The 23108-nt window shown below is 65.5% G+C and carries 27 protein-coding genes; 15 read left to right on the plus strand and 12 right to left on the minus strand.

The window, feature by feature from the left end:
• The first annotated feature begins 201 nt into the window (after positions 1 to 201).
• The 8 genes from AC1U2B_RS08280 (at position 202) to AC1U2B_RS08315 (ending at position 7469) form a co-directional block, all read left to right on the plus strand.
• The gene (locus AC1U2B_RS08280; RefSeq protein ID WP_043394877.1) at positions 202 to 732 is read left to right on the plus strand and encodes a carboxymuconolactone decarboxylase family protein; all 531 of its coding nucleotides are present in this window, start codon (positions 202 to 204) and stop codon (positions 730 to 732) included.
• Positions 733 to 736: 4 nt separating this feature from the next.
• The gene (locus AC1U2B_RS08285) at positions 737 to 2044 is read left to right on the plus strand and encodes an aromatic ring-hydroxylating oxygenase subunit alpha (protein ID WP_043394875.1); all 1308 of its coding nucleotides are present in this window, start codon (positions 737 to 739) and stop codon (positions 2042 to 2044) included.
• Positions 2037 to 2375, plus strand: a complete 339-nt coding sequence (locus tag AC1U2B_RS08290; protein ID WP_043395291.1) for a hypothetical protein — start codon at positions 2037 to 2039, stop codon at positions 2373 to 2375. The genes AC1U2B_RS08285 and AC1U2B_RS08290 overlap by 8 nt, the downstream gene beginning before the upstream one ends.
• A 3-nt stretch (positions 2376 to 2378) precedes the next feature.
• The gene (locus AC1U2B_RS08295; RefSeq protein WP_480216404.1) at positions 2379 to 3590 is read left to right on the plus strand and encodes a metal-dependent hydrolase family protein; all 1212 of its coding nucleotides are present in this window, start codon (positions 2379 to 2381) and stop codon (positions 3588 to 3590) included.
• Complete coding sequence (locus tag AC1U2B_RS08300; RefSeq protein WP_480216405.1) at positions 3577 to 3993, plus strand: nuclear transport factor 2 family protein; 417 nt, start codon at positions 3577 to 3579, stop codon at positions 3991 to 3993. The genes AC1U2B_RS08295 and AC1U2B_RS08300 overlap by 14 nt, the downstream gene beginning before the upstream one ends.
• Entirely contained in the window at positions 3990 to 5102 is a 1113-nt protein-coding gene (locus tag AC1U2B_RS08305) for an acyl-CoA dehydrogenase family protein (RefSeq protein WP_480216406.1), read from the plus strand. The genes AC1U2B_RS08300 and AC1U2B_RS08305 overlap by 4 nt, the downstream gene beginning before the upstream one ends.
• A gap of 1 nt (position 5103) precedes the next feature.
• Positions 5104 to 5913 carry an acyl-CoA dehydrogenase family protein gene (locus AC1U2B_RS08310; protein ID WP_480216407.1) on the plus strand — a complete coding sequence of 270 codons (810 nt, stop codon included), beginning with the start codon at positions 5104 to 5106 and terminating at the stop codon, positions 5911 to 5913.
• Between the two features lie 317 nt (positions 5914 to 6230).
• Complete coding sequence (locus AC1U2B_RS08315) at positions 6231 to 7469, plus strand: HNH endonuclease (protein WP_480216408.1); 1239 nt, start codon at positions 6231 to 6233, stop codon at positions 7467 to 7469.
• Between the two features lie 185 nt (positions 7470 to 7654).
• Here AC1U2B_RS08315 and AC1U2B_RS08320 read toward each other — a convergent pair whose 3' ends face one another.
• Positions 7655 to 8827, minus strand: coding sequence for an acyl-CoA dehydrogenase family protein (locus AC1U2B_RS08320; RefSeq protein ID WP_480216409.1), 1173 nt, complete (start codon positions 8825 to 8827; stop codon positions 7655 to 7657).
• Between the two features lie 161 nt (positions 8828 to 8988).
• On the opposite strand from AC1U2B_RS08320, the gene AC1U2B_RS08325 reads away from it, so the two are divergent.
• Genes AC1U2B_RS08325 through AC1U2B_RS08340 form a run of 4 tightly spaced genes read left to right on the plus strand, consistent with a single transcriptional unit; the run spans position 8989 to position 12482 of the window.
• Positions 8989 to 9645: a TetR/AcrR family transcriptional regulator gene (locus tag AC1U2B_RS08325; RefSeq protein WP_043394863.1), complete on the plus strand. Its 657-nt coding sequence runs from the start codon at positions 8989 to 8991 to the stop codon at positions 9643 to 9645.
• A gap of 43 nt (positions 9646 to 9688) precedes the next feature.
• Entirely contained in the window at positions 9689 to 10489 is an 801-nt protein-coding gene (locus AC1U2B_RS08330) for an acyl-CoA thioesterase (RefSeq protein ID WP_480216410.1), read from the plus strand.
• 55 nt (positions 10490 to 10544) lie between these two features.
• A complete protein-coding gene (locus AC1U2B_RS08335; RefSeq protein WP_480216411.1) occupies positions 10545 to 11390 on the plus strand; it encodes a mycofactocin-coupled SDR family oxidoreductase in 846 nt (281 codons plus the stop codon).
• Positions 11391 to 11414: 24 nt separating this feature from the next.
• The gene (locus AC1U2B_RS08340; RefSeq protein ID WP_480216412.1) at positions 11415 to 12482 is read left to right on the plus strand and encodes an NAD-dependent epimerase/dehydratase family protein; all 1068 of its coding nucleotides are present in this window, start codon (positions 11415 to 11417) and stop codon (positions 12480 to 12482) included.
• On the opposite strand, the gene AC1U2B_RS08345 is transcribed toward AC1U2B_RS08340, so the two are convergent.
• Genes AC1U2B_RS08345 through AC1U2B_RS08365 form a run of 5 tightly spaced genes read right to left on the minus strand, consistent with a single transcriptional unit; the run spans position 12479 to position 15230 of the window.
• Complete coding sequence (locus AC1U2B_RS08345) at positions 12479 to 12982, minus strand: nuclear transport factor 2 family protein (RefSeq protein WP_480216413.1); 504 nt, start codon at positions 12980 to 12982, stop codon at positions 12479 to 12481. The two genes, AC1U2B_RS08340 and AC1U2B_RS08345, sit on opposite strands and share 4 nt — an antisense overlap.
• 39 nt (positions 12983 to 13021) lie before the next feature.
• Positions 13022 to 13291, minus strand: coding sequence for a cytochrome C oxidase subunit IV family protein (locus AC1U2B_RS08350; RefSeq protein WP_043985412.1), 270 nt, complete (start codon positions 13289 to 13291; stop codon positions 13022 to 13024).
• 7 nt (positions 13292 to 13298) lie between these two features.
• On the minus strand, positions 13299 to 13856 hold the full coding sequence (locus AC1U2B_RS08355; RefSeq protein ID WP_480216414.1) for a cytochrome c oxidase subunit 3: 558 nt from the start codon (positions 13854 to 13856) through the stop codon (positions 13299 to 13301).
• Positions 13857 to 13860: 4 nt separating this feature from the next.
• A complete protein-coding gene (locus AC1U2B_RS08360) occupies positions 13861 to 14598 on the minus strand; it encodes a hypothetical protein (protein WP_480216415.1) in 738 nt (245 codons plus the stop codon).
• Positions 14595 to 15230: a hypothetical protein gene (locus AC1U2B_RS08365; protein WP_480216416.1), complete on the minus strand. Its 636-nt coding sequence runs from the start codon at positions 15228 to 15230 to the stop codon at positions 14595 to 14597. The genes AC1U2B_RS08360 and AC1U2B_RS08365 overlap by 4 nt, the downstream gene beginning before the upstream one ends.
• A 39-nt stretch (positions 15231 to 15269) precedes the next feature.
• Between AC1U2B_RS08365 and AC1U2B_RS08370 the strand changes: the two genes are divergently transcribed.
• Positions 15270 to 15884, plus strand: a complete 615-nt coding sequence (locus tag AC1U2B_RS08370; RefSeq protein WP_480216417.1) for a TetR/AcrR family transcriptional regulator — start codon at positions 15270 to 15272, stop codon at positions 15882 to 15884.
• Here AC1U2B_RS08370 and meaB read toward each other — a convergent pair.
• The gene (gene meaB / locus AC1U2B_RS08375) at positions 15881 to 16759 is read right to left on the minus strand and encodes a methylmalonyl Co-A mutase-associated GTPase MeaB (RefSeq protein ID WP_480216418.1); all 879 of its coding nucleotides are present in this window, start codon (positions 16757 to 16759) and stop codon (positions 15881 to 15883) included. The genes AC1U2B_RS08370 and meaB overlap by 4 nt on opposite strands.
• A gap of 86 nt (positions 16760 to 16845) precedes the next feature.
• On the opposite strand from meaB, the gene AC1U2B_RS08380 reads away from it, so the two are divergent.
• On the plus strand, positions 16846 to 17610 hold the full coding sequence (locus tag AC1U2B_RS08380) for an SDR family NAD(P)-dependent oxidoreductase (protein WP_480216419.1): 765 nt from the start codon (positions 16846 to 16848) through the stop codon (positions 17608 to 17610).
• Here the strand turns inward: AC1U2B_RS08380 and AC1U2B_RS08385 are convergent.
• From AC1U2B_RS08385 to AC1U2B_RS08400, 4 genes are read right to left on the minus strand one after another with little or no spacing between them, the layout of a single operon-like run.
• Complete coding sequence (locus AC1U2B_RS08385; protein ID WP_480216420.1) at positions 17553 to 18344, minus strand: enoyl-CoA hydratase/isomerase family protein; 792 nt, start codon at positions 18342 to 18344, stop codon at positions 17553 to 17555. The two genes, AC1U2B_RS08380 and AC1U2B_RS08385, sit on opposite strands and share 58 nt — an antisense overlap.
• 1 nt (position 18345) lies before the next feature.
• Positions 18346 to 19434, minus strand: a complete 1089-nt coding sequence (locus AC1U2B_RS08390; protein ID WP_480216421.1) for an acyl-CoA dehydrogenase family protein — start codon at positions 19432 to 19434, stop codon at positions 18346 to 18348.
• Positions 19421 to 20233, minus strand: coding sequence for an acyl-CoA dehydrogenase family protein (locus AC1U2B_RS08395; RefSeq protein WP_480216422.1), 813 nt, complete (start codon positions 20231 to 20233; stop codon positions 19421 to 19423). Before AC1U2B_RS08395 ends, AC1U2B_RS08390 begins: the two co-directional genes overlap by 14 nt.
• Complete coding sequence (locus AC1U2B_RS08400; RefSeq protein WP_480216423.1) at positions 20218 to 21582, minus strand: class I adenylate-forming enzyme family protein; 1365 nt, start codon at positions 21580 to 21582, stop codon at positions 20218 to 20220. Before AC1U2B_RS08400 ends, AC1U2B_RS08395 begins: the two co-directional genes overlap by 16 nt.
• A gap of 101 nt (positions 21583 to 21683) precedes the next feature.
• Between AC1U2B_RS08400 and AC1U2B_RS08405 the strand changes: the two genes are divergently transcribed.
• Positions 21684 to 22004, plus strand: a complete 321-nt coding sequence (locus tag AC1U2B_RS08405; RefSeq protein WP_480216424.1) for a 2Fe-2S iron-sulfur cluster-binding protein — start codon at positions 21684 to 21686, stop codon at positions 22002 to 22004.
• Positions 22005 to 22010: 6 nt separating this feature from the next.
• Here AC1U2B_RS08405 and AC1U2B_RS08410 read toward each other — a convergent pair whose 3' ends face one another.
• The gene (locus tag AC1U2B_RS08410; protein WP_480216425.1) at positions 22011 to 23054 is read right to left on the minus strand and encodes a CaiB/BaiF CoA transferase family protein; all 1044 of its coding nucleotides are present in this window, start codon (positions 23052 to 23054) and stop codon (positions 22011 to 22013) included.
• Positions 23055 to 23108: the final 54 nt, after the last annotated feature.

Consider the following 23108-nt stretch of genomic DNA (forward strand, 5'->3'; position numbering starts at 1 on the left):
AGCCCTTCCTCCCGCTCAGTTCTCTATGAATGGAAACTAGCTTCTCTTGTAGAGAGAATCAACGTCTAGGGCGCGATACGCTGCGCAACCAGGCAACACGCCACGCCAAACAAGACCCGGCGTTGACCGCGGCGACGAAACGTGCAAATGTATTAGTCAGAAATGAGAATCCCATTCTCATCGACGAGAGGAACAGGCCTGATGCGGCTTCCCCCGCTTCCCGCGGATCGCTGGGACGACGAGGTCGACACGGCTCTGGCAGGCCTCGTATCGGACGAGCAGCGCGATCCAGAAAAAGTGAGCAATCTGATCGGCACGCTTGCCCGCCACCCGAAGCTGGCCAGGCCTTACCTTCGGTACAGCTTCTATCTCCTGTATTCGTCGACACTGCCGGACCGGGTCCGCGAGCTCGCCATTCTGCGCGTCGCGCACCGGACGGGCAGCGAGTACGAATGGTTCCAGCACGTCAAGATCGGGCGTGAGGTGGGACTGTCCGACGATGAGATCGATGCCGTCACCCGTGGAGAAGCCGGCGACGACTTCGAGCGAGCGGTGCTGATCGCGGCCGACGAACTGCTCGACAAGTTCAACCTTTCCGATGCCACTTGGTCAGCGCTGAGCGAGCGGCTCGAAGAGCGTCAGCTGATGGACCTGATGTTCACCATCGGTACCTATGCAGCGCTGGCAATGGCTTTCAACACATTTGGCTTAGAGCTGGACAAGGAGACGTAAACATATGGCCCACTTCCCCAAACCCGCTGCAGGCAGCTGGACCGAGAACTGGCCCGAACTGGGCACAGCACCGGTCGACTACACCGACTCCATCGACCCGGAGCAGTGGAAGCTGGAGCAGCAGGCCATCTTCCGTAAGACCTGGCTGCACGTGGGCCGCGTCGAGCGGCTGCCCAAGGTGGGTAGCTACTTCACCCGCGAGATGCCGTCGGTCGGTGCCGGGACGTCCATCATCATCGTCAAGGACAAAGACGAGACGGTGCGGGCGTTCTACAACCTGTGCCGGCACCGCGGCAACAAGCTGGTGTGGAACGACTATCCGGGCGAGGAGGTATCTGGCTCCTGCCGGCAGTTCACCTGCAAGTACCACGCCTGGCGTTACGCGCTCAACGGCGACCTGACGTTCATCCAGCAGGAGCAGGAGTTCTTCGACATCGACAAGGCCGACTACCCGCTCAAGCCGGTGCGCTGCGAGGTGTGGGAAGGGTTCGTCTTCGTCAACTTCGACGACGAGGCCGCGCCGCTGGCCGAGTACCTCGGCGATTTCGCAAAAGGTCTGGAGGGCTACCCCTTCCACGAGATGACCGAGGTCTACAGCTATCGCTCGGACATCAAGGCGAACTGGAAGCTGTTCATCGACGCCTTCGTCGAGTTCTATCACGCACCGATCCTGCACATGAAGCAGGCGACCAAGGAGGAAGCCGACAAGCTCGCCAAGGTTGGCTTCGAGGCGCTGCACTACGACATCAAGGGCGATCATTCGATGATCTCGTCCTGGGGCGGCATGAGCCCGCCCAAGGACCTCAGCATGGTCAAGCCGATCGAACGGATTCTGCACAGCGGCCTGTTCGGTCCGTGGGACCGGCCCGACATCAAGGGCATCCTGCCCGACGAGCTTCCGCCGGCCGTCAACCCGGCGCGGCAGAAGACCTGGGGCCAGGACTCTTTCGAGTTCTTCCCCAACTTCACGCTGTTGCTGTGGGTTCCCGGCTGGTACCTCACCTACAACTACTGGCCCACAGGCGTGGACAGCCACATCTTCGAGGCGAACCTCTACTTCGTCCCTCCGAAGAACACCCGGCAACGACTCTCGCAGGAACTGGCGGCGGTGACCTTCAAGGAGTACGCCCTGCAGGACGCCAACACTTTGGAGGCCACCCAGACTCAGATCGGCACCCGAGCGGTCACCGAATTCCCGTTGTGCGATCAGGAGATTCTGCTGCGCCACCTGCACCACACTGCGCACAAGTATGTCGACGGCTACAAGTCCGAGCAGTCCGTGACGACGAATGGGAGAGTTGCACATGTCTGAGACAGCTTTGCTGCCAGCAGAATTCGCCGACCTCGAGCGGTTCTCCGACTGGATTCTGGCGACGGAGCCCGAGCGCTACGCCAAGCGGCTGGCGTCCAGCATGGCCGAGATGCAGGACCTCTACGACGTCGGCCTGGCCCGGCTGGAAGAGGTCATGGTCTACCTGGACGCCCGATTCCCGTTGCACGACATGCCAGATGACGCCAAGCGGTTGATGCATCTCATGCAGTCGGTGGTCATGGTGTCCTTCCCGGTCGAGGTCTGGAAGCAGCCGCGCGTCCTCGACAGCGGTGCTGCGTGGGTAGAGCTCATCAAGGAGCCGGTGGTCTAGACCGTGCTCACTCTCAAAGCCGCTGGGCTGCTTGACGTCGACGCCGGGGAGATCGTTCGCCCGGGCATCGTGCGCGTCGACGGTGACCGGATCGTGGGAGTGGGAGGTCCGGTCGAAGGTGAGGTGATCGACCTCGGCGACGCGATCCTGCTGCCGGGCCTGATGGACATGGAGGTCAACCTCCTGATGGGCGGCCGAGGCGAAAACCCCGGCTTGTCCCAGGTTCAGGACGATCCGCCGACCCGGGTGCTGCGCGCGGTCGGCAATGCGCGCCGGACCCTCCGCGCGGGGTTCACCACGGTGCGAAACCTCGGCCTGTTCGTCAAGACCGGCGGGTATCTGCTCGACGTCGCGCTGGGCAAGGCGATCGACGCCGGCTGGATCGACGGACCACGCATCGTGCCGGCCGGCCACGCCATCACCCCGACAGGCGGCCACCTGGACCCCACGATGTTCGCCGCGTTCGCCCCCAACACGCTGGAACTCACCATCGAGGAAGGCATCGCCAACGGCGTCGACGAGATCCGCAAGGCGGTCCGCTACCAGATCAAGCACGGCGCCCAGCTGATCAAGGTCTGCTGTTCGGGCGGCGTCATGTCGATGACCGGCCCGCCTGGCGCACAGCACTATTCAGACGAGGAACTGCGCGCGATCGTCGACGAGGCACATCGGCGCGGCCTGCGCGTCGCCGCACATACACACGGCGCCGAAGCGGTCATGCATGCCGTCGACGCCGGCATCGACTGCATCGAACACGGCTTCCTGATCGATGACGAGGCCATCGCCTCGATGGTCCAGCACGGCACCTTCCTGGTGAGCACCCGGCGGCTGGCCGACGCCATGGACGTCTCACACGCCCCACCCGAACTGCAGGCCAAGGCAGCCGAGATGTTTCCCATTGCACGCAAGTCAATCCTGGCCGCCTACGAAGCCGGGGTGAAGGTCGCAGTCGGCACCGACGCACCGGCCATCCCGCACGGCAAGAACGCCGACGAACTCGTCACTCTCGTCGAATTGGGCCTGCCGCCGCTTGCGGTGCTCCGGGGCGCCACCACCATCGCGGCCGACCTGCTCAATGTCACCGACCGCGGCCGAATCGCCGAAGGCCTGCTCGCCGACATCATCGCCGTGCCGTCAGATCCGTTGTCCGACATCAGCGTTACGCAACACGTCAGCTTCGTGATGAAAGGGGGAAAGGTCTATGTCGACAACTGACGAGATCGTCGCGATCCAGCAGCTCCTCGCCAAGTACGCGGTCACCATCACCCAGGGCGACATCGACGGTCTGGTGTCGGTGTTCACTCCCGACGGCACCTACAGCGCGTTCGGCGACACGTACCCACTGGACCGGTTTCCCGAATTGGTCGACGCGGCGCCCAAAGGCCTGTTCATGACCGGGACCGCACTGGTCGACCTCGACGGCGACACCGCGACCGGAACCCAGCCCCTGTGCTTCGTCGAGCACTCCAGCCACGACATGCGGATCGGCTACTACCGCGATACCTACGTCCGCACCGAAGACGGCTGGCGATTGCGCACCAGGGCAATGACTTTCATCCGGCGCAGTGGCGAACACGACTCCGGCAAGCCGCACGCGGTAGGCCGCCCCCGCCCGTGACCGAGATAGCCGAGTTTCGCGCCAACCTGTCCGCCTGGCTCGACAAGCAGGATCTCGCCGCCGGGCCCGACCACTCGCTCGAAGGGCACATCCGCCAGTTCGCGCGAGTGCAGAAGGCGCTGTGCGACGCCGGGTGGAGCCGGTACGGCTGGCCCGAACATGCCGGCGGGCTCGGCGGCCCCGCGATGCTGCGCGCCGTCGTCGGCGAAGAGGTGGTCGGCCGGCGGCTCGCCGAGCCCGGCCCGTACTCGATGCTCGAGGTGCTGGCACCGACGATGATCGACTACGCATCGCCCGAGTTGGCCGCCGAGATGGTGCCGAAGCTGCTCAGCGGCGAAGAGCAATGGTGCCAAGGGTTTTCCGAGCCGGGCTCTGGCAGTGACCTGGCGTCGTTGACCACCCGCGCCGTCCAGCGCGGCGACAAGTGGATCATCAACGGCCAGAAGGTGTGGACCAGCTTCGCGCAGTTCTCGCACCGGTGCATCCTGCTGACCCGCACCGGCGACGCGGACACCCCGAACCACCAAGCCATCACCGCGTTCTTCGTCGACATGGACTCCCCCGGGATCACCGTGCGGCCGCTGCGCACCATGCACGACGTCGACGAGTTCTGCGAGGTCTACTTCGACGACGTCGAGGTACACCCGAGCCGGATGCTCGGAAAGCCCGGCGACGGTTGGCAACTCGCGATGGACCTGCTCCCCTACGAGCGCTCGACCTGCTTCTGGCAGCGCATCGCCTACCTGTACTCGCGGTTCGACGCCCTGATCCACGACGTCAAGAACCAGGGGCAGCCCGTGGATTCCGATCTGGGCGAGGTCTTTCTGGCCCTGCACACGCTGCGTTGCCGGTCCCGAGCCACCCAGCACCGGTTGGCCGAGGGGCACAAGCTGGGCCCAGACACCTCGATCGACAAAGTGCTACTGGCCGGAGCCGAACAACGGCTCTACGATGCCGCGCGCGATCTGCTGCCCGGTGTCGTCGAACTCGACGAAACCCCGTGGCGCACCGAATACCTGTACTCGCGAGCCGCCACCATCTACGGCGGAACCGCCGAGGTGCAGCGCAACATCATCGCCCGCCGGCTGCTCGATCTCGGGAAGGAGTGACATGCCCGCACACCTCGACGCCGAGTCACTCGCGCTGCTGGAAGACACTCTGCGCAAGACGATGCTGACATTGTCCGGCCCCGAGCTGGACACCGCACTCACCGAGCTCGGCTGGGCCGAGATGCTCTCCGACATGGCCGACGTGGCGGTGCCACTGGTGTTTCGACTGCTCGGCGAAACCGGTTCACACGCTTCGGTTCTCATGGATGTGGTGCTGCATGCCACCGGCAACACCATCGGTGACACCGTCGAACTGCCGCTGCCGTACACAGGCAACACGTGGGTGGTGTGGGACCGCGGCGCTGCCGGGGTGGACTCGACACTCGGCGGTTTGCCGCTGCGACGCGAGGACGAGGGGTATCCCATTCGCGTGGCCGAGGCCCGTATTGCCGTGGGCTGGTGGCTGGTCGGCTCGGCCCGGGCGATGCTGTCGCTGGCTCGTCAGCACGCGCTGGACCGGGTGCAGTTCGGTCGGCCCATCGCCGGTTTCCAGGCGATCCGGCACCGGCTGGCAGAAACACTCGTCGCCATCGAGGGCGCCGAAGCGACCCTGACCGTGCCAATGGTGGACAGCCCTGATCTGATCGCGCTGCTCGCCAAAGCCGCGGCAGGCAAGGCAGCGCTGACCGCGGCGAAGAACTGCCAGCAGGTGCTCGCCGGCATCGGGTTCACCGCAGAGCACGATCTGCACCACCATGTGAAGCGGGTGCTGGTACTCGACGGATTACTGGGCAGCTCAAGGGAACTCACCAAGAAGGCCGGCGGCGGCCTGCGGGCCCGGGGTTCAGCGCCGCGGCTCGCTCAGTTGTAGCGGTCACCTCCAGTTGGCTTGCCAAGAACTTGGTCACTTTGTTCGCGCTCGCCAGGTAGGTAACCAGCGCCACTTGCGCCACTGCGCCCGGGTCGGAATGCCTCGTGCCAGCAAGCGCGCGCTGGTGGGACCGTGGACATCGCGCTGCCACCGCTTTGGGGTGCATCGCCATTCATCACGTCCGCCATCCCGCAGCGGACCATCTCTACGCGCGCATTCTTCGACGAGGCGGCGACATGTCGTTTCAGCGCAGTTCTGATGAGTCAACCCGCGGAAGATTCTCTTGCTGTTCGAACGTCTGTTCGATATAATTTGTTATGGGAATCGCACCAGATCTCAACCCTCTTCTCGACCACCTTCGTGACGTGGTCGTTCCCGAGAACATTGCGGGCGATGACGCTGTAAATCTCATGCGGGTACTGCTGTTACTCCGGGGCGTGGTTGATCATCTAGCCGCGAGGGTGAGCGGGGTGCTGGACCGGCTGGGGGTTGCCGCAGCGCAGGGGCGGACGCCGCGGGAACTGCTGATGTCATTGGGGTGCGCGCCCGCGGTCGCGGAACGACTGGTCCGGGTGGGCGGTGCCTTGCCGCTGTTGCCCACTCTCGCTGCGCATGCCGCAGACGGGGCGCTCTCCGGTGAGCATGTCGATGCGATCGTCAAGGGCATCAACCACATTCGATCCCGCGCACCCGGCTCGGTCGATGAGGAGGCCCGGTTCCGACAGGTGACCGATCTGTTGGGGCAGTTCTTCTCCGGGGCCACGCCCGCTGAGATCGGCAACCGGGCGCGGCGGCTGGGTAACCGTGTCGCGGCAGCCGAAGGTGGGCTGTCGGCCGCCGAAGACCGGTCTATCAACTCCGCCGATCACCGCGTCACTTCCGATGGCAGGGTGCAGGTCCGGGCGGACCTGGATGCCGAAGTCGGCGCCAAATACGTGGCTGCGATGGAGGAACTGTCGGCGCCGCGGCCCGAACCCGACGGCAGCCCGGATGCCCGCTCTGCTGCGCGGCGGCGGGCCGATGCGTTGGAGGCGGTGTTGGACATCGCCGCCCGCGGCGGCGACATCGCATCCGCGCCGCGCACCCAGCTGCTGGTGACGGTGCCCGCCGATGCTCCGGACCTGTCGACGCTCGAGTATCTCGGGCCGATCAGCCGCGCCCTGCTGGACCGGGTGTCATGCGATGCCGCGGTCACCACCGTCATCGTCGACGCCGAACGAGTACCGCTCGACATGGGACGTCAAAAACGCCTGTTCCCACCACACTTGCGTCAAGCGATGTACCTACGCGACGGCGGGTGCATCAAGTGCGGAGCGCCGGCGGGGCGCACCCACTGCCACCACATCCGGCACTGGACGCCTGATGGCGAAACGTGCCTCGACAACGGGTGCCTGCTGTGTCCGGCCTGCCATGCCGATATCCACCACTTCGGCTGGGACGTCGTCATGGGCATCGACCGACACCCCTGGCTGATCCCACCGTCCAGCGTCGACCCGGATCGCACACCCATCCCCGCCTACAACCGCCGCACCCTGCGACTGGACGCCGCCGCCTAGTTGCCTTGCGCGCTACCTGAAACCCGCTGTGCACCTTGTCAACTCAATAGTGTTTCCCGGCACTCGCGTTCGCGCGGCGGGTGGAGTTCACATCCGCCGCGCGAGCAGCCTGTAGGCGACGCCGCACGCAGCAAGAGGCGCAGGGTCGTCGCAAGAGCCTCCGCACTGGCGTGTTTGGCCGCCCGTCACCTCGGCAGGCCGAGCACCCGCTGGGCGATGATGTTGCGCTGGATTTCCGACGTACCACCTGCGATGGTGCCGGCGAAGCTGCGGACGTAGCGATCGAACCAACTCCCGGCATGCGGGTCGAGGTTCAACGGCACATGCGGTGACGTCATGGCCGGGTGGATGAGGGCATCGGAGCCCGCGATATCCATCGCGAGTTCGGATGCGGACTGCACCGCTTCTGAGCCAAGGAATTTCAGCACCGACATCCGTGCCACGTCTTCCTCGCCGCGTGCAGCTCGGGCCAGCGCCGCCGACCCGAGCAGGCGCAACGACTGGTTGTCCATGACCAACGTGGCGAACCGATCGCGGTCCCGCGCTGTCGTCGGCGTGATGTCCTCAACGAAGTCCTGCAGTCGGTCGGCGAACCCCATCCACAGCATCGTGCGCTCGTGGCCCAGCGACCCGTTGGCGACCCGCCAGCCCTCGTTCAGCGGCCCGACGAGATTCTCGACGGGAACCCGGGCGTCGGTGAAGAACACTTCGTTGAAGTCGAGATCGTCGGCGTCACACGCGGAGGCGAACGGCCGCCGCACAACGCCCGCGGTGTCCGTCGGTACCAACAGCACGCTGATGCCCTGGTGTTTGGGCGCGTCGGGATCGGTACGGACGAACGTCAGGATGACGTCCGCATCGTGCGCTCCGGAGGTCCACACCTTCTGCCCGTTCAGCACGAAATGGTCCCCGTCACGGACCGCACGCGTCGACAGGGAGGCGAGATCCGATCCCGCACCGGGCTCGCTCATGCCCAGCGCTGCCGTCTTCTCGGCACGCAGAATCGGTACGGCCCAACGTTGTTTCTGTTCGGGCGTACCGAAGGTCAGCAGCGATGCCGCGATGATGCCGACACCCTGCGGGTTGAAGCTGTGGTGAATCCGGCGCTTGGACATCTCCTCCTGATGCACGTACTGCTGCAGCAGGGTGGCGTTGCGTCCGCCGAACTCGGGCGCATTTCCAGGCAGCAGCCAGCCGTTGTCGAACAGCAGACACTGCCAGCGGCGCGCCCAGTCCGGGATGTGTGCGGTCGATCGGGGCCGCTCGACCGACGCTGCCTCCGACGGCAGATGCGTTTCGAGAAAGTCGATGAACTCTGCCCGGAACGCCTCGACGTCCTCGTCGAACGTCAGCTGCATATCAGCAAACCCTTCCCGAGATCAGTACTTGAGAATACCATTCTCTTCATGAGACAGTTACGATCTCCGACACCGGACATGAGAAGGCCCGTGCCGAACGGTTACCAGGCCCTTCTCAGGTACAGTTCATGCATGTTCTCCGCTGATGACATGGGTGTACTGTGACCAGCCCGACGGAAGATCCGGCCTGGAAGCAGCGCGCTGTCGAACGCTCCATCAAGACGGCGAAACTCCGGGCAGCCCAACGAGTCCAGCGATTCCTGGACGCGGCCCAGTCGATCATCATCGAAAAGGGCAGCACGGACTTCACCGTCCAAGAGGTCGTCGACCGCTCCCGCCAGTCGCTGCGAAGCTTCTACCTGCAGTTCGACGGCAAGCATGAACTCCTCTTGGCGCTGTTCGAAGATGCGATGAGCCGCGCGGCCGACCAAATCCGGGCCGCCGCCGACAGCGAGACCGACCCCCTGCAGCGACTGAAGATCGCCATCGAGCTGCTCTACGAACTGTGCCGCCCCGACCCGGCGGCCAAGCGCCCCCTGTTCACCGACTTCGCCCCCCGCCTCCTGGTAACTCACCCGGCGGAGGTGAAGATCGCCCACGCACCGCTGGTGGCACTACTCGCCGAGTTGATGGAAAGCGCCAGTGCCGCAGGCGAACTGCGCTCGACGGTCAACCCCCGACGGATGGCAGCGATGGCCATGCAGACAGTGATGTTCATTGCCCAATCCAGCGGCGGCGAAGACGAGGCAACCGTCCACCCCATCACCAGCGACGAAGTCTGGGACTTCGTCGCGAACGGCTTTGCCGCACAAAAGTGAGAATTGGGTTCTCACATTCAAGAATTTGACTTACACTGCGTAGGTGCCCGACCTGTGGACCGATCTTCTCGATTGCCTGAATCTCGCTCCGCAGTCGTCTGACGACGCCGGCCGCTTCACGGGACGTAACCAGACCCTGGAGTATCACCGGGTTTTCGGCGGACAACTACTCGGACAGTTCGTCCGCGCCGCCTGCCTGTCCACGCCCGACAAGGCGATCAAATCCATCCACGCGGTGTTTCCGCGTGAGGGCCGCGCCGACGAGCCGATCACCTACGAGGTGACGCGCCACCACGAGGGCCGCTCTTTCGCGACGCTGTCGATCGTCGCCTCCCAGAGCAAGGGCGCGGTCGCGACCGCTTCGATCTCGATGCACGCCGTCGACGACGGCCACGATCAGCAGTTCGTCGACTCCGTCCCAACCGTTCTCGGTCCCGAGCACGAAGCGAAGATCGATCTGATCCCCTGGGAGACCCGCTCCCTCGACAGCCTCGACACAACCGCAGTCGGCCCGGCCGAATACGCGCTCTGGATGCGCACCCCCGCCGTCGACGCGGAGCTCGCTCCCGCGCTCGCCGCATACGCCACCGACCTGACGTTGATCGGCACCGCGATCCGTCCGCTCGACGGTTTGAGCCAGCGCGGCAACGGCACCGCCTTCACCTCCGCGGTGACCTCCCACACGCTGTGGTTCCACCGCCCGTTCCGCACCGATGACTGGCTGCTGCTGCGCCAGCACAGCCCGCTGGCGGCACACAGTCGGTGCTTCGGCCGCGGCGACATCCTGACCGCCGATGGCGCACTGGTCGCCTCCTATGCGCAGGAAGCCCTCCTCCGGCTGTAGCGCCGGTCCCAACAAACGGTAAATATCCACTGCTAGTGAGGAATTGAGGCATCACATGGCCGGAAGAGTCGAAGGTAAGGTCGCGTTCATCACCGGGGCGGCCCGTGGCCAGGGCCGGGCCCACGCGGTACTGCAAGCCACCGAAGGCGCTGACATCATCGCGGTCGACATCTGCGGGCCGATCAGACCTGGTGAAGAGTCCGCCATCCCGGCGTCCACCCCAGAGGATCTCGCCGAGACCGCCAGTCTGGTCAAGGGTCTCGGCCGCCGGATTTTCACCGCTCAGGTCGACGTGCGCGACTTCGACGCGCTGAAATCCGCGGTGGATGCGGGCGTCGAGGAACTGGGCCGTCTCGACACCATCATCGCCAACGCCGGCATCGGCAACGGCGGCAACCTGCTGCACGAAACCAGCATGCTGGACTGGGACGAGATGATCGACACCAACCTCTCGGGCGTCTGGAAGACCGTGAAAGCGGCTGTCCCACATGTCATCGCCGGCGGTCGCGGCGGCTCCATCGTGCTGACCAGTTCGGTCGGCGGACTGAAGGCGTACCCGATGTGCGGTAACTACGTCGCAGCCAAACACGGGGTCGTCGGTCTGATGCGGGGATTCGCAGTCGAACTGGGATTCCACAATATCCGCGTCAACTCGGTGCACCCCACCCACGTCGCGACCGACATGCTGCACAACGAGGGCACGTTCAAGATGTTCCGGCCCGATCTGGAGAACCCGACCGCCGACGACATGGCTCCCATCTGCCAGATGTTCCACACCCTGCCGATTCCGTGGGTCTACGCCGAGGACATCGCCAACGCGGCACTCTTCCTGACATCCGACGATGCGCGCTACATCACCGGTGTCACCCTGCCGATCGACGCCGGTAGCTGCCTGAAGTAGCAGGCCGCCAGCAGGGTCCGGACAATGACGTCCGACGTCGTACTGGTCACCGGCGCCTTCGGCCTGGTGGGCCGCCAGACCGTTGAGCGGGCGGCGGCATCGGGCCGTCCCGTGGTGGCGACCAGCCGCGATTCAAAGGCGAATCGCAAAGCGGCGCAGCGTTTTCCGGCGAATGTGACGGTCCAGTGGGCCGACCTGACCGACACATACGGCACCCGGAAGCTGATCGCGGCCGTGTCACCTGCCGCGATCATCCATCTGGCAGCGGTCATCCCACCCGACATCTACCGGAACCCCGGGCTTGCCCGACGAGTCAACGTCGAGGCCACCGAGACCGTGGTCCGCGCCGCGGAGGCGCTGCCGCGACGGCCACGGTTCGTGCACGCGTCGAGCATGGGTGTGTACGGCCCACGAAATCCGCACCGCTGTCGTGAGTTGCTGTACGCCGACACTCCCCTGCGCCCATTCGACGCCTACGGGCGGCAGAAGGCCGAAGCCGAACTGATCGTGCGGTCTTCGGAGCTGGATTGGACTGTGCTGCGACTCGGCGGGGTGTTGAGCCATGAGCCGGGGGCCATGGCCATGGGAGCCGACAACGCCTACTTTTCCAGCCTCTTGCCCGCCGACAGCCGGTTACACACCGTAGATGCACGTGACGCGGCATGGGCGCTCGCCGCGGCCACCACGGCCGACGTCCTCGGTGAAACCCTGCTGATCGCCGGCGATGAGTCCCACAAGATCGCGAATTGGCAAGTGAGCGCAGCGATGATGCAGGCGGCCGGGTTGGGAGACACACCGCCACCCGGACGACCCGGGAACCCCGACAGCGACGACGACTGGTATCCCGCCGCCGACTGGATGGACACCACCAGAGCGCAGGAAGCCCTTGCATTCCAGCATATTTCGTGGGATCAGATGATTGCCGACTTCCGCCGGGAGGTCGGCTGGGCCCGCTATCCCCTGCGCTTGGTGGCACCGCTTGCCGCGGTCTTCATGAAGCGCAACGATGCGTTTCGCGGCCAACCTGGCCGATACACCGACCCGTGGGGCGCCATCCGGGCCAGATGGGGCGAACCGCTGGTCGACCGCTAGCTGCCCGGGAACAACCGCCCGGCGACGTCGCGGATGCGTGGCGAGATCCGCACCGAGAAAAAGGGATTGAACAGATCTTCGCGCAGCCGCGTCAGCGTGGATGCCTTGATCCGCCACTGGCCGTCGGTCTTCTCATAGGTTTCGTGGTAGTGCCCGTAGCCCTGCAGGTTCACCCCCGGCGCCAACCGGATCACATCGTTCAGCGCCCACACACCGGTGGCGGTCGACGGTGACGTCAGCTCGATCTCGGGTGCGTGTACCTGATGCACGGTCAGTTGCGATGGCTTGCCCAGCGTCCGCTGGAGGAAGGCCACGAATTCGTCGGCGCCACGGATCATCTTGCCGCCCACTTGGCTGGTGTCACTGACGAAGTCGTCGGTGAAGAGGTCCCGCCACGCCGCCCAGTCCTTGGTGTCCAGCAACCGGCAGTAGCGGGCTTTGAGCTGTTTGATGGCCTCGACGTCAGCCCAAACCTGTGGATCGGCCGGATTCACGTTCATCTCCCCAAGCTACTCAACGTCGTTTCCGTGCAACTGAATTCACCAAAGATAGATCGCCACGATGGCGCCGAACAGCACCACCAGCCACCCGTCGGTGGCCAGCTTCAGCCACACCGGTGCAGTCCGTACCTCCATGAATTCGCCGATGATCAGGCGGGTCTTGATGAGCGCCAGTGTCAGTACCGCGATGGTTATCGCTGTACTCGCGGTGACGGGCTCGGCATGGTGGGCGGGCGCCAGGAACCAGGACACCACCGTGATCGCCGACAGTCCGGCCCAGACAGCGGTGGTCCGTGCGGCAGGGGTCATCCCGGTTTCACCTCATCACGTAGAGCAGGGCGAAGATCACGACCCACAGCAGGTCGACCATGTGCCAGTACGTCGCTCCGGTCTCGACCAGTGCGAGCGGTTTGCGCTTGCGCAGTTCGGCATAGACGACGCCGAGGAACACCAGGCCGATCGCGACGTGGAACAGGTGCACGCCGGTCAGCATGTAGTAGTACATGAAGAAGTTGTTGCTCGGAAAGGTGTGTCCCTGATCGATTTTCGATGACCACTCGATGGCTTTGACGAGCATGAAGGCCACCCCGCACAGCCCGGCACCGATGGTCAGTTTCCGGGCCCGCCCGAACTCGCCGCTGCGGGCCAACTGCACGGCGCGCGCCACGAACCACGAACTGGCCAGCAGCACCAATGTGTTGACCACGCCGATGTTCAGGCTCAGATGCCGCTGCGACTCGATGAACAGGTCCCGCTCCTGGCGGCGGGAGATCATGAAGATGACGAAGTAGCTGCCGAAGATCACGAAGTCGCCGAGGACGAAGACCCAGAGGTCCTTGCTGGCCGGCAGGTGCGCCGTGGAGGTATTCGCCATCGCTTCAGTCCTGGATCTGTTCGCTCGGCTGCTGGTTCCGGATCGCTACATAGAGCAGCCGGATCATGCAGAATTCCCACACCACGAAGATCACCGTGCCGAGGTAGAAGCTGATGGACCCGTTCCAGGCCAGCGGCCCGGACCGGAAGACGAACACCGGGGCGGCGAGCAGTTCGGTGACGATCATCCAGATCGACATGTAGGCAAGCCATTTCGGCAGAACGTCATTGCGGTCGAGGAAGATCGCCAGTGCCAGCACCAAGTTCTGCGTGCAGAAGCACCCCAGTGAGCCGACGAACGACAGCAGGCACCAGTCGTACAGCATCACCATGATCTGCGGGTCGCGGTCCGGACGTAGCGCGGCCGCCACGAATGCGAATGCGGGAATCAGGCAGCCCGGCAGGCCGCCGACGACCAGGGCGCCGATGTACGCATACGCGAAGACGGGGCTGACGGACATCCGCTTGATCTGTAGCGCGATGAGCCCGTTGGCGACGCTGGCGAAGCCGATGAAGAACATCAGCAGCGCGAAGCCGATCCGGATGGTCAGCGAGTGGTCGACGAAGAACTGCACGATCTGGGCCGGCGTGATGTCGGGACGCGGCGGCGGCATCACCCGCGTCAGCACCACGAAGATGAGCCCGAAGATGTTGTAGAAGACCGGGATGGTCCACCACGCGATCCACTGGTCGATCTTGGGCTTCTGCGTCCAGGCCGGAGTCGCGGCGGGGGCCAGTGTCATGGCTCCCTCGCCTGGGCACTGATCGCCGACCACACCACCACGAACATGACGACGAGGTACAGGCAGAAGGCGCCGAGTCGCAGCCAGAACGACACGACGCCGTTCCAGGCCAGCGGCCCATCCTGGAAGATCACCGCACCCACCGCAGGGGTCATCGCCGCCGCGGTGAGCAGGTTGAATCCGGCGACCCAGCGCGGGAAAATCGGTGTCGGCCGGCGGTCGAGGTAGACCGCCAGAGCCAGAGCGAGATTCATCACGACAACGGCCCCGACCGGCGCGGTGAACACGAGCCAGGCCATGTCGTTGAGCAGCAGGATCAGCTGAGGGTCCCGCCCCGGCCGGTAGGCCGCGATCAGCCAGAAGATGTCGGCGATGGCGAACAGCGTCGCGCCCGTCGCGGCGGCACCGAGATAGCTGTACGCCAATACCTGGCTGGGCAACGACATTCGCTTCATCTGCACGACGATCGTCATGAAGAACGGGACCAGCATGATCGCGCACAGGTTGAATGTGACCATCGAGAACCGGATCGACGCCGTGTGCTGCGCGTAGAAATCGGCTACCTGTACAGCGGTCATGCTGGGTGGCATGGGCGGCCAGAAACCTGGGAAGGCCACAAATGCCACGGCCATGATGGCACCGAAAATCGTTACCAGCCAGAGGCTTATCCATTGGGGTCGCAAGTCCACCGGGGACTCCCTCCATCCGCCGAACCGGTTGCCGATCGGCTACCTCCGCACGGTAGCCGGCGCAGCGCCGCACAGACCCGGGTGCTCGACGCCGCGCTGACCCTGATCGCCGAGCACGGTGTCAGTGGCACGTCGCTGCAGATGATCGCCGACACCATGGGCGTGACGAAGGCCGCCGTCTACAAACAGTTCAAGACCAAGGAAGAGATCGTCGTCGCCATCACCGAGCGCGAACTCGGCAAGTTGGAGGACGCGCTGGATTCCGCCGAGGCCGCCGGCCACGCAGCCCAGGCCCGGGAAATGTTGCTGGACAAGGTGATCGACCTGGCCATCGATCGTCGTGGCGCGTTGAACGTGCTGCAATTCGACCCCGTCATCATCCGGCTCCAAGCCGAACACGAGCCGTTTCAGCGGTTCGTCGAGCGGTTGTACGGCGCACTGCTGGGCACTGACGACGGCGTCGCAGCCAGGCTGCACGCGGCGATGTTGTCGAGCGCGATCAGCGTCGCCGTGATGCACCCACTGGTCGCGGACATCGACGACGACACCCTACGCGCGCAACTCTCGGAGATGACCCGGCGGATGCTCGGCCTCTAGGTTCCGCCGGCGATCAGTCGTTCCGCTGCCGAGTAAGGGTCATCGCCGCCGCTCGCGACCGCCTCGGCGAGCAGTTCGAGGTCAGGGTGGCCCCGCAGGCGGGTGAGTGCCAGCGACAGGATCTGTGCGCGGGCGCGGGCAGTTCGCCGTTCCGGGCTGTCGGCCCGGTGATGCGCGTCGATCGCATCGACCAGCTCGGGCAACCCTTCACCCTGTGCGGCAATGAGTTTGAGGATCGGCACCGCGCTTTCGGCACGTAGATCGCGGACCGTCTGGTCGGCGCCGTCCCGGTCGGCCTTGTTCACGACGACGATGTCCGCGACTTCGAGCAGACCAGCCTTCGCAGCCTGGACCGCGTCGCCGGCACCGGGATTGAGGATCACGATCGTCGGGTCCGCGATCGCGGCGACTTCGACCTCCGACTGACCCACGCCGACGGTTTCGAGCACGATCAGGTCATAGGACAGCGCGGCGAGCACCCGGATCGCGGCCGGTACCGCGGCGGCCAGGCCGCCGAGATGGCCGCGCGTGGCGACCGATCGGATCAACACGTCGGGATCGTTGATGTGCGCGGCCATCCGGATACGGTCACCCAGCAATGCACCACCGCTGTACGGCGACGACGGGTCGACGGCCAGCACCGCCACCCGCATCCCGCGCTCGCGGTACGCCCCGACCAATGCGCCGACGGTCGTCGACTTCCCCGCACCGGGCGGCCCGGTGATGCCCAGCACCCGCGGCGACTCCAAGCCGCAGAGGGGGCCCAGGGCGTCGAGAACCTCAGTCCGACGCGGACTCTCGACCAGGCTCAGCAGCCGGCCGGTCGCGCGGAGGGAACCACCGCAGGCCGCCGCGATGAGCTCATCGATCGTCATCGTCCGAACTCTATCCGACCCACCCTCTTGATTGAGAATGTTATTCTCCATTAGAGAGAGCATTCCTTGCATGAAGGGTAGGCGGTATGGAGATCAGTGGAAGCTCGGCCATCGTCGTCGGGGGCACCGGCGGACTCGGCGAGGCGACAGTGCGGCGCCTCGTCACCGCAGGCGCGAAGGTCGTCGTCGCCGACGTCGCCGACGACAAGGGCAAGGCGCTGCAGGACGAGCTCGGCATCCGCTACGTCCACACCGACGCCACCTCCGAGGAATCGGTGCAGGCCGCCGTCGCGGAGGCTGAATCACTTGGCCCGCTGCGGATTTCGGTGGACACCCACGGTGGCCCTGCTGCCGGCGGACGACTGATCGGCAAGGATGGTTCACCGCTCGGGCTGGACGGCTTCGAGACGACCATCAAGTTCTACCTGACCGCGGTGTTCAACGTGATGCGCCTGGCCGCTGCCGCCATCGCCAAGACCGACCCGCTCGAGGAAGGTGCGCGCGGCGTCATCATCAACACCGCGTCGATCGCCGGCATGGAAGGCCAGATCGGCCAGCTGCCCTACTCTGCCGCCAAGGGCGGGGTGCTCGGCATGACGCTGGTCGCCGCGCGCGACCTGTCCCCGCTGGGCATCCGGGTCGTCAGCATCGCACCGGGCACCATCAACACCCCCGCCTACGGCCAGTCGGCCGACCAGCTCGAGAAGTACTGGGCCCCGCAGATCCCGTTCCCGAAGCGCATGGGCCGCTCGTCGGAGTACGCGCAGCTGGCCCAGAGCATCATCGAAAACGACTACCTCAACGGCGAAGTCATCCGTCTCGACGGCGCGCTGCGCTTCCCGCCACGGTGACCCAACGGCAGGTGGGGGTGAACCCCCCCGCGGGCGGCGAGATTCGCGTAGTCGAGTGACGCCATCACCGAGCGCTCCAACTGGATGTTCATCAGACGCTTGGTGGCCTCGACGGCCTGCTTGGGCAACCCGGCGAGCTGCTTGGCGCAGGCGATGGCTTCGGCCAGCGGGTCGGCGACGACGTGATTCGCCAGGCCGAGCTCGAGGGCACGCGCTGCCTTGATCCGCACGCCCGTCAGCGCAAACTCCTTGGCCTGCAACAGGCTTATCTGCGATCCCCACACCAGCGGGCCACCATCGGCGGCGACCAGCCCGATCTGCACGTGCGGGTCGGCGAAGAACGCGTTCTCCGCCAGGTAGACGATGTCCGACAGCGCGGCCAGGCTGCACCCGAGGCCGACGGCCGGGCCGTTCACCGCAGCGATCACCGGGACGCGGCAGCGAACCATACCGATGACGAGGTCGCGGCCGTGTTTGATCGTCTTCTGCCGCAGAGCTTCATCGTTACGTAGCTCGTTGAGGTAGTTGAAATCGCCGCCCGCCGAGAAGGCCCGGCCGGCCCCGGTGATCACCGCGGCGCGCGCATCGGCATCCTCGTTGAGCGCTTCCCAGATCCCCGCCAGCCCACAGTGCAGCGGATCGTTGACCGCGTTGAGCTCCTCCGGGCGGTTCAGCGTGATGATCCGCAACGGGCCATCGGCGCGGACCTCGATTTCCGTTGGCATGCCGTACAAGTCAGACTCCTAATCCGAGAATTCGTTGCGCAATGATGTTCTTCTGAATCTGTGAGGTGCCACCCATGACGCTCTGCGCGCGGCTGTACATGTAGGCGCCGAACAGCTCTGGATCGGCGGTGCCCACGGTCGCGAGCGCCGCGTGGCCGACGGCCTGCTCGGTCCACGTCATCAGCAGCTTGTCGAGGGATCCGTTGGGCCCGTGCGTGATGCCGTCGAGCTGTTCGGATAACCGCCGGCGCACGTGCAGACGCAGCATCTCGGTCTGCACCCACGCCCAGGACAGCGCTTCCGGCGGCGGGCCGTCGACCCGAGAGGACAACTGCCGCACCAGTTTTCCGTACCGCGCCGAGAACCCCAGGGTCGAGGGCTCACGCTCGTGGCTGACCACCGTCATCGCCAGCTTCCAGCCCTCCCCCGGCGCGCCGACCAAGTTTTCCACCGGCACGCGCGCGCCGTCGAACAGCACCTGGCCGAATTCCTTGGTGACACCGCTGATCATCTTCAACGGCCGCTGCTCGATGCCGGGCTGGTGCATCGACACGATGAAAGCGGAGATCCCCTTGTGCTTGGCGACTTCCTTGTCGGTGCGCGCCAGCACCAGACACCAGTCAGCCACATCCGAATAGCTCGTCCAGACCTTGTGGCCGTGGATGACGTACTCGTCGCCGTCCCGGGTCGCCGTCGTGGTCAGCGACGCGAGGTCCGATCCGGCGCCGGGCTCGGAGAAGCCCTGGCACCAGCGCTCGGTGCCGTTGATCATCCCGGGCAGGAACCGTTGCTGCAGTTCCTTGCTGCCATGATGACCCAGCCCCACCACGAGGTAGCCGAGACTCGGCCGCGCGGGCGCACCTGCCTTGGCGATCTCCTCGTCGACGATCACGTCGTACACCGGCGGCAGTTCCTGACCGCCGAATTCCTTCGGCCACGAGGTGCCGAAGAAACCCGCGCCGTAGAGCGCGCGATGCCAATCACCTTGAGCTGCCCAGTATTCGTCACCCGAGGTCGGGAACTTGCCCTTCTGCTCGGTCAGCCACGTGCGCAGCCGGTCCCGGAAAGCCGCTTCCTCCGGGGAATCACGAAAGTCCAATGGTCAGCTCCTCCAACTTGGCGGGCCACAGTTCGGTGGCCATCAGAACGCGGCGCAGGTACACGTGGGCAAGACATTCCCAGGTGTTGCCGATGCCGCCGTGCACCTGGATCGATGTCTCGCAGACAGTCAACGCCGCACGCGCACAGTAGATTTTGGCAATTCGCGCCGCCTCGATGGCCTCTGTAGCGGGCAATGCATCGACTGCCCAGGCGGCATGCCGCAGCACGCTGATCGATCCTTCGATGAGCGCGAGGCTTTCAGCCAGCAGATGTGCGACGGCCTGGTACGAGCCGATGGCCGCGCCGTACTGTTCCCGCACCTTGGCGTAATCGACGGCCAACGCCTGCGCCCCACGCGCGGCGCCGACGAGATCAGCGCAGGTGACGGTCAGCGCCAGCGCACGCCAGCGACCTGCTTCCTCGACAGACAGCTGGGTCAACTCGGGCGGCGATTCGACCACTCCGGAAATACCACCCAGCAGGTCGACCGAATCCGGTTGCGCCCCGGCCTCAGGCTCGCGGCCGAGTACCCGCCGGAGATCGTCGGCCAGCACCGGGCCGAGGAACGGCACGTCCACCAGCCCGCGGGCGAACTCCTCGGCGACGATGGCCACCTCGACACCCGAGGCCCCGTCGGATCGCAGGGTCCGGAAACCGGTGCTGTCGACGGCCTTCTCCAGTTGCGCAAGACGATTCGCATCGTCGAGATCGGCAACCGAGTGCAGGCCGAAGTCGGCGGCCAATTCTGCTGCCGATTCAGCGAGTTGCCGCTGTTCGGCGGTCAAACGGACGTCCACAGGCGCTCCTTGAGCACTCGGCGCAACACCTTCCCTGAAGGCAGCCGCGGGATTTCGGGTACGAACACAACGCGGCTCGGCCGCTTGTAGGAGGCCAGCCGCTCGCTGACCAAGTCCATCAATTCCGTATCGGAGACCGCGGCGTTCGTAGCCACCGCGGCCACCACGATCTCGCCGTCTTGGGGGTCGGGCAGTCCGAACACCGCGCAGTCGGCCACTGCCGGGTGCGAGTGCAGGACCGCCTCGATCTCCGCGGGTGCCACCTGGAAGCCTCGGACCTTGATCATTTCCTTGCGCCGATCGGTGATCCGTAGCCGCCCGGAGTCATCGAGATGTCCGATATCTCCGGTGTGGAACCAGCCGTCGACGATGACCGTCGACGTTTCCTCGGCCGGCAGGTAGCCGGCCATCATCGCCTCCGACCGCACCTCGATCTCGCCCAACTCCCCGATGCGCACATCGACGCCGGGTACCGGCCTGCCGACAGTGTCCAGCTTTCCACCGCTGAGGTCATCGCACGTGATGACGACCAATTCGGTTGCCCCGTATGCGGTAACCCAGCCCACGCCGGTTCGGCGCGTCACCTCCTCGGCTACCGTGGCGGTCACCGGCGTTGCGCACCACATGAGGTATCGCAGCGTCGAGAGGTCGTAGGATTCCAGCCGTGGATGGGCGGCAAGGGCCAATGCGATTGGCGCCACGGTCATTTCGATGGTGATTCGATCGGATTCGATGTGGCGCAGCATTGCTTCGACGTCGAACCTCGGGTGCAACCGAATCCACGCACCGGCGTCCAGGGCGGTCATGATGTTGAGCAGGCCCAGGATGTGCGACGGCGGGGTCATCACTTGCAGGCGGTCGGTCTGAGACAGACCGAGCGCGGCGCGCCACTGCCGCACTGCCGCGGCCAGCCCGCGGTGGGTGTGGCGGACCGCTTTGGGCAGGCCGGTGGTACCGGAGCTGAAGGCCAGCACCGCATCGGAATCCGGCGCCGGCGCATCGACGGGCGCGTCCGCCGGCGTGATGGCCTCATCGAGATGCAGCATCGGCATCAGCTCAGCCAGGACGGGACTGTCACCAACCGCGTACGACGGTGCCGAGAGCGCCAGCGCGTGCTGCACCTCGGCTCGTCGCCACGCCGGGCTCAGCAGCACGGCGGCGGCACCGAGGCGCCAGATCGCATGCAGCGCAATCACGAACTCCGGGCGGGTCGAGGACATCACGGCGACCCGGTCGCCGGTGCGGGCGCCCTGAGCCGCCAATACCGCAGCCATCCCACCGGCGAGGGCGTCGAGCTCCGTCCGGCTGTACTCCCGCTCCGCGAAGGCGAGCACCGCACCGTCAGCCACGTCGCGCCCGCCCCTTTCTGGAGAGTGAGAAGATTTTCGGTTGATACCGAGAATCATATTCTCCTATAGTTAGAACGACAATACGCGACGACGGGACGCCAATGGGACCAGCCACCACAACGGCTCAGACCGGCACGGAGACGGGCATGGGGACGATCACCATCCACCTCGACCGGCAGCGGGTGTCGGTCCCCCGCGTCGGCGACGAGACGCTGCTCGACAGCGCGCGACGGGCCGGCCTCGCGCCGCCGTTCTCCTGCGAGGCCGGCAACTGCGGCACCTGCATCGCCAGGCTGACCGAGGGCACGGCGACCATGCGCAACAACGAAGCCCTCGATGACGACGAGGTTGCCGACGGTTATGTGCTGACCTGCCAAGCAGTTCCGGATACCGCGTCGGTGACGGTGCGCTACGACGACTGAGCCGCCTCAGCCGACTGGGCGGCCAGGCGGCTTCCGGTACTCCGGTTCGTAACCCGCCACTTTGATCGGGCTACCGATCAAGCGGAAATCGCCTGCGGTGACGATCACTTCCGGCGTCGCCTCCAACGCTTCGGGCAACGAGCGGACGGCCGCGGTGGGAATCCCGAGGGTACGTAGCCGCTTCTCCCATCCGGCGGCGGTATCGGTGGACAGCACCTTCTCGACCACCGCGAGCACCTCGTCCCGATTGGCGGCGCGTTCAGCCATGGTGGCGAACGGAATCTGACCGTCCCGGCCGATACCCGCTTCCGCCACAAACGATTTCCAGAACCTGTCGTGCGTGATGAACAACGCCAGGTACCCGTCCGCGGTCTCGAAGAGTTGCGCGGGAACGTAGTACGAGTGCGCACCGTTCGGGTGCCGGCGCGGATGGGTGCCGTCGTTCAGATACGCCGCGGCACGGTAGTTCAGCTGCGACAGCATCACATCGCGCAGGCAGACCTCGACCTGACCGCCGCGCCCGGACACGATCTGCGCGAGCAGGCCCAGTGCCGCCGCCATACCGGTGGAGTTGTCGGCCGACGAATAGCCCGGCAGCGTCGGCGGTCCGTCCGGGTCGCCGGTCATGGCCGCCACCCCGGTCGCCGCCTGGATGACGTAGTCGAACGCGGGGTCGTCGCCGCCGTCGAGCCCGAAGCCCGTCATCGCCACACAGACGATCTTCTCGTTGAAGCGTGACAGTGACTCATAGGTCAGGCCCAGCCGGCGGATCACCGACGGCTTCATATTCACCAGCAGCGCATGGGATTCGGCGACCAGCTCACCGAGTCGCGCCTTGCCGGCCTCCGACGTGAGGTCCAGGCAGATGCTGGTCTTGTTGCGGTTCAGGCTCGCGAAGTAGCTGTCGCCGACCTGCCGGGAGATCTCGCCACCGGGCGGCTCGATCTTGATCACCTCGGCGCCCAGATCCGCGAGCAGCATCGTCGCGTACGGACCGGCCAGCATGACGCCGACCTCGAGAATGCGGATGCCCGCGAGTGGACCATTCATTTCGGCGCCGAGACTACGGTTTGTGATGTGTTTTCGCCGAAAAGTCGCGAAAAA

It is taken from the genome of Mycolicibacterium sp. P4_G11 (assembly GCF_056555145.1).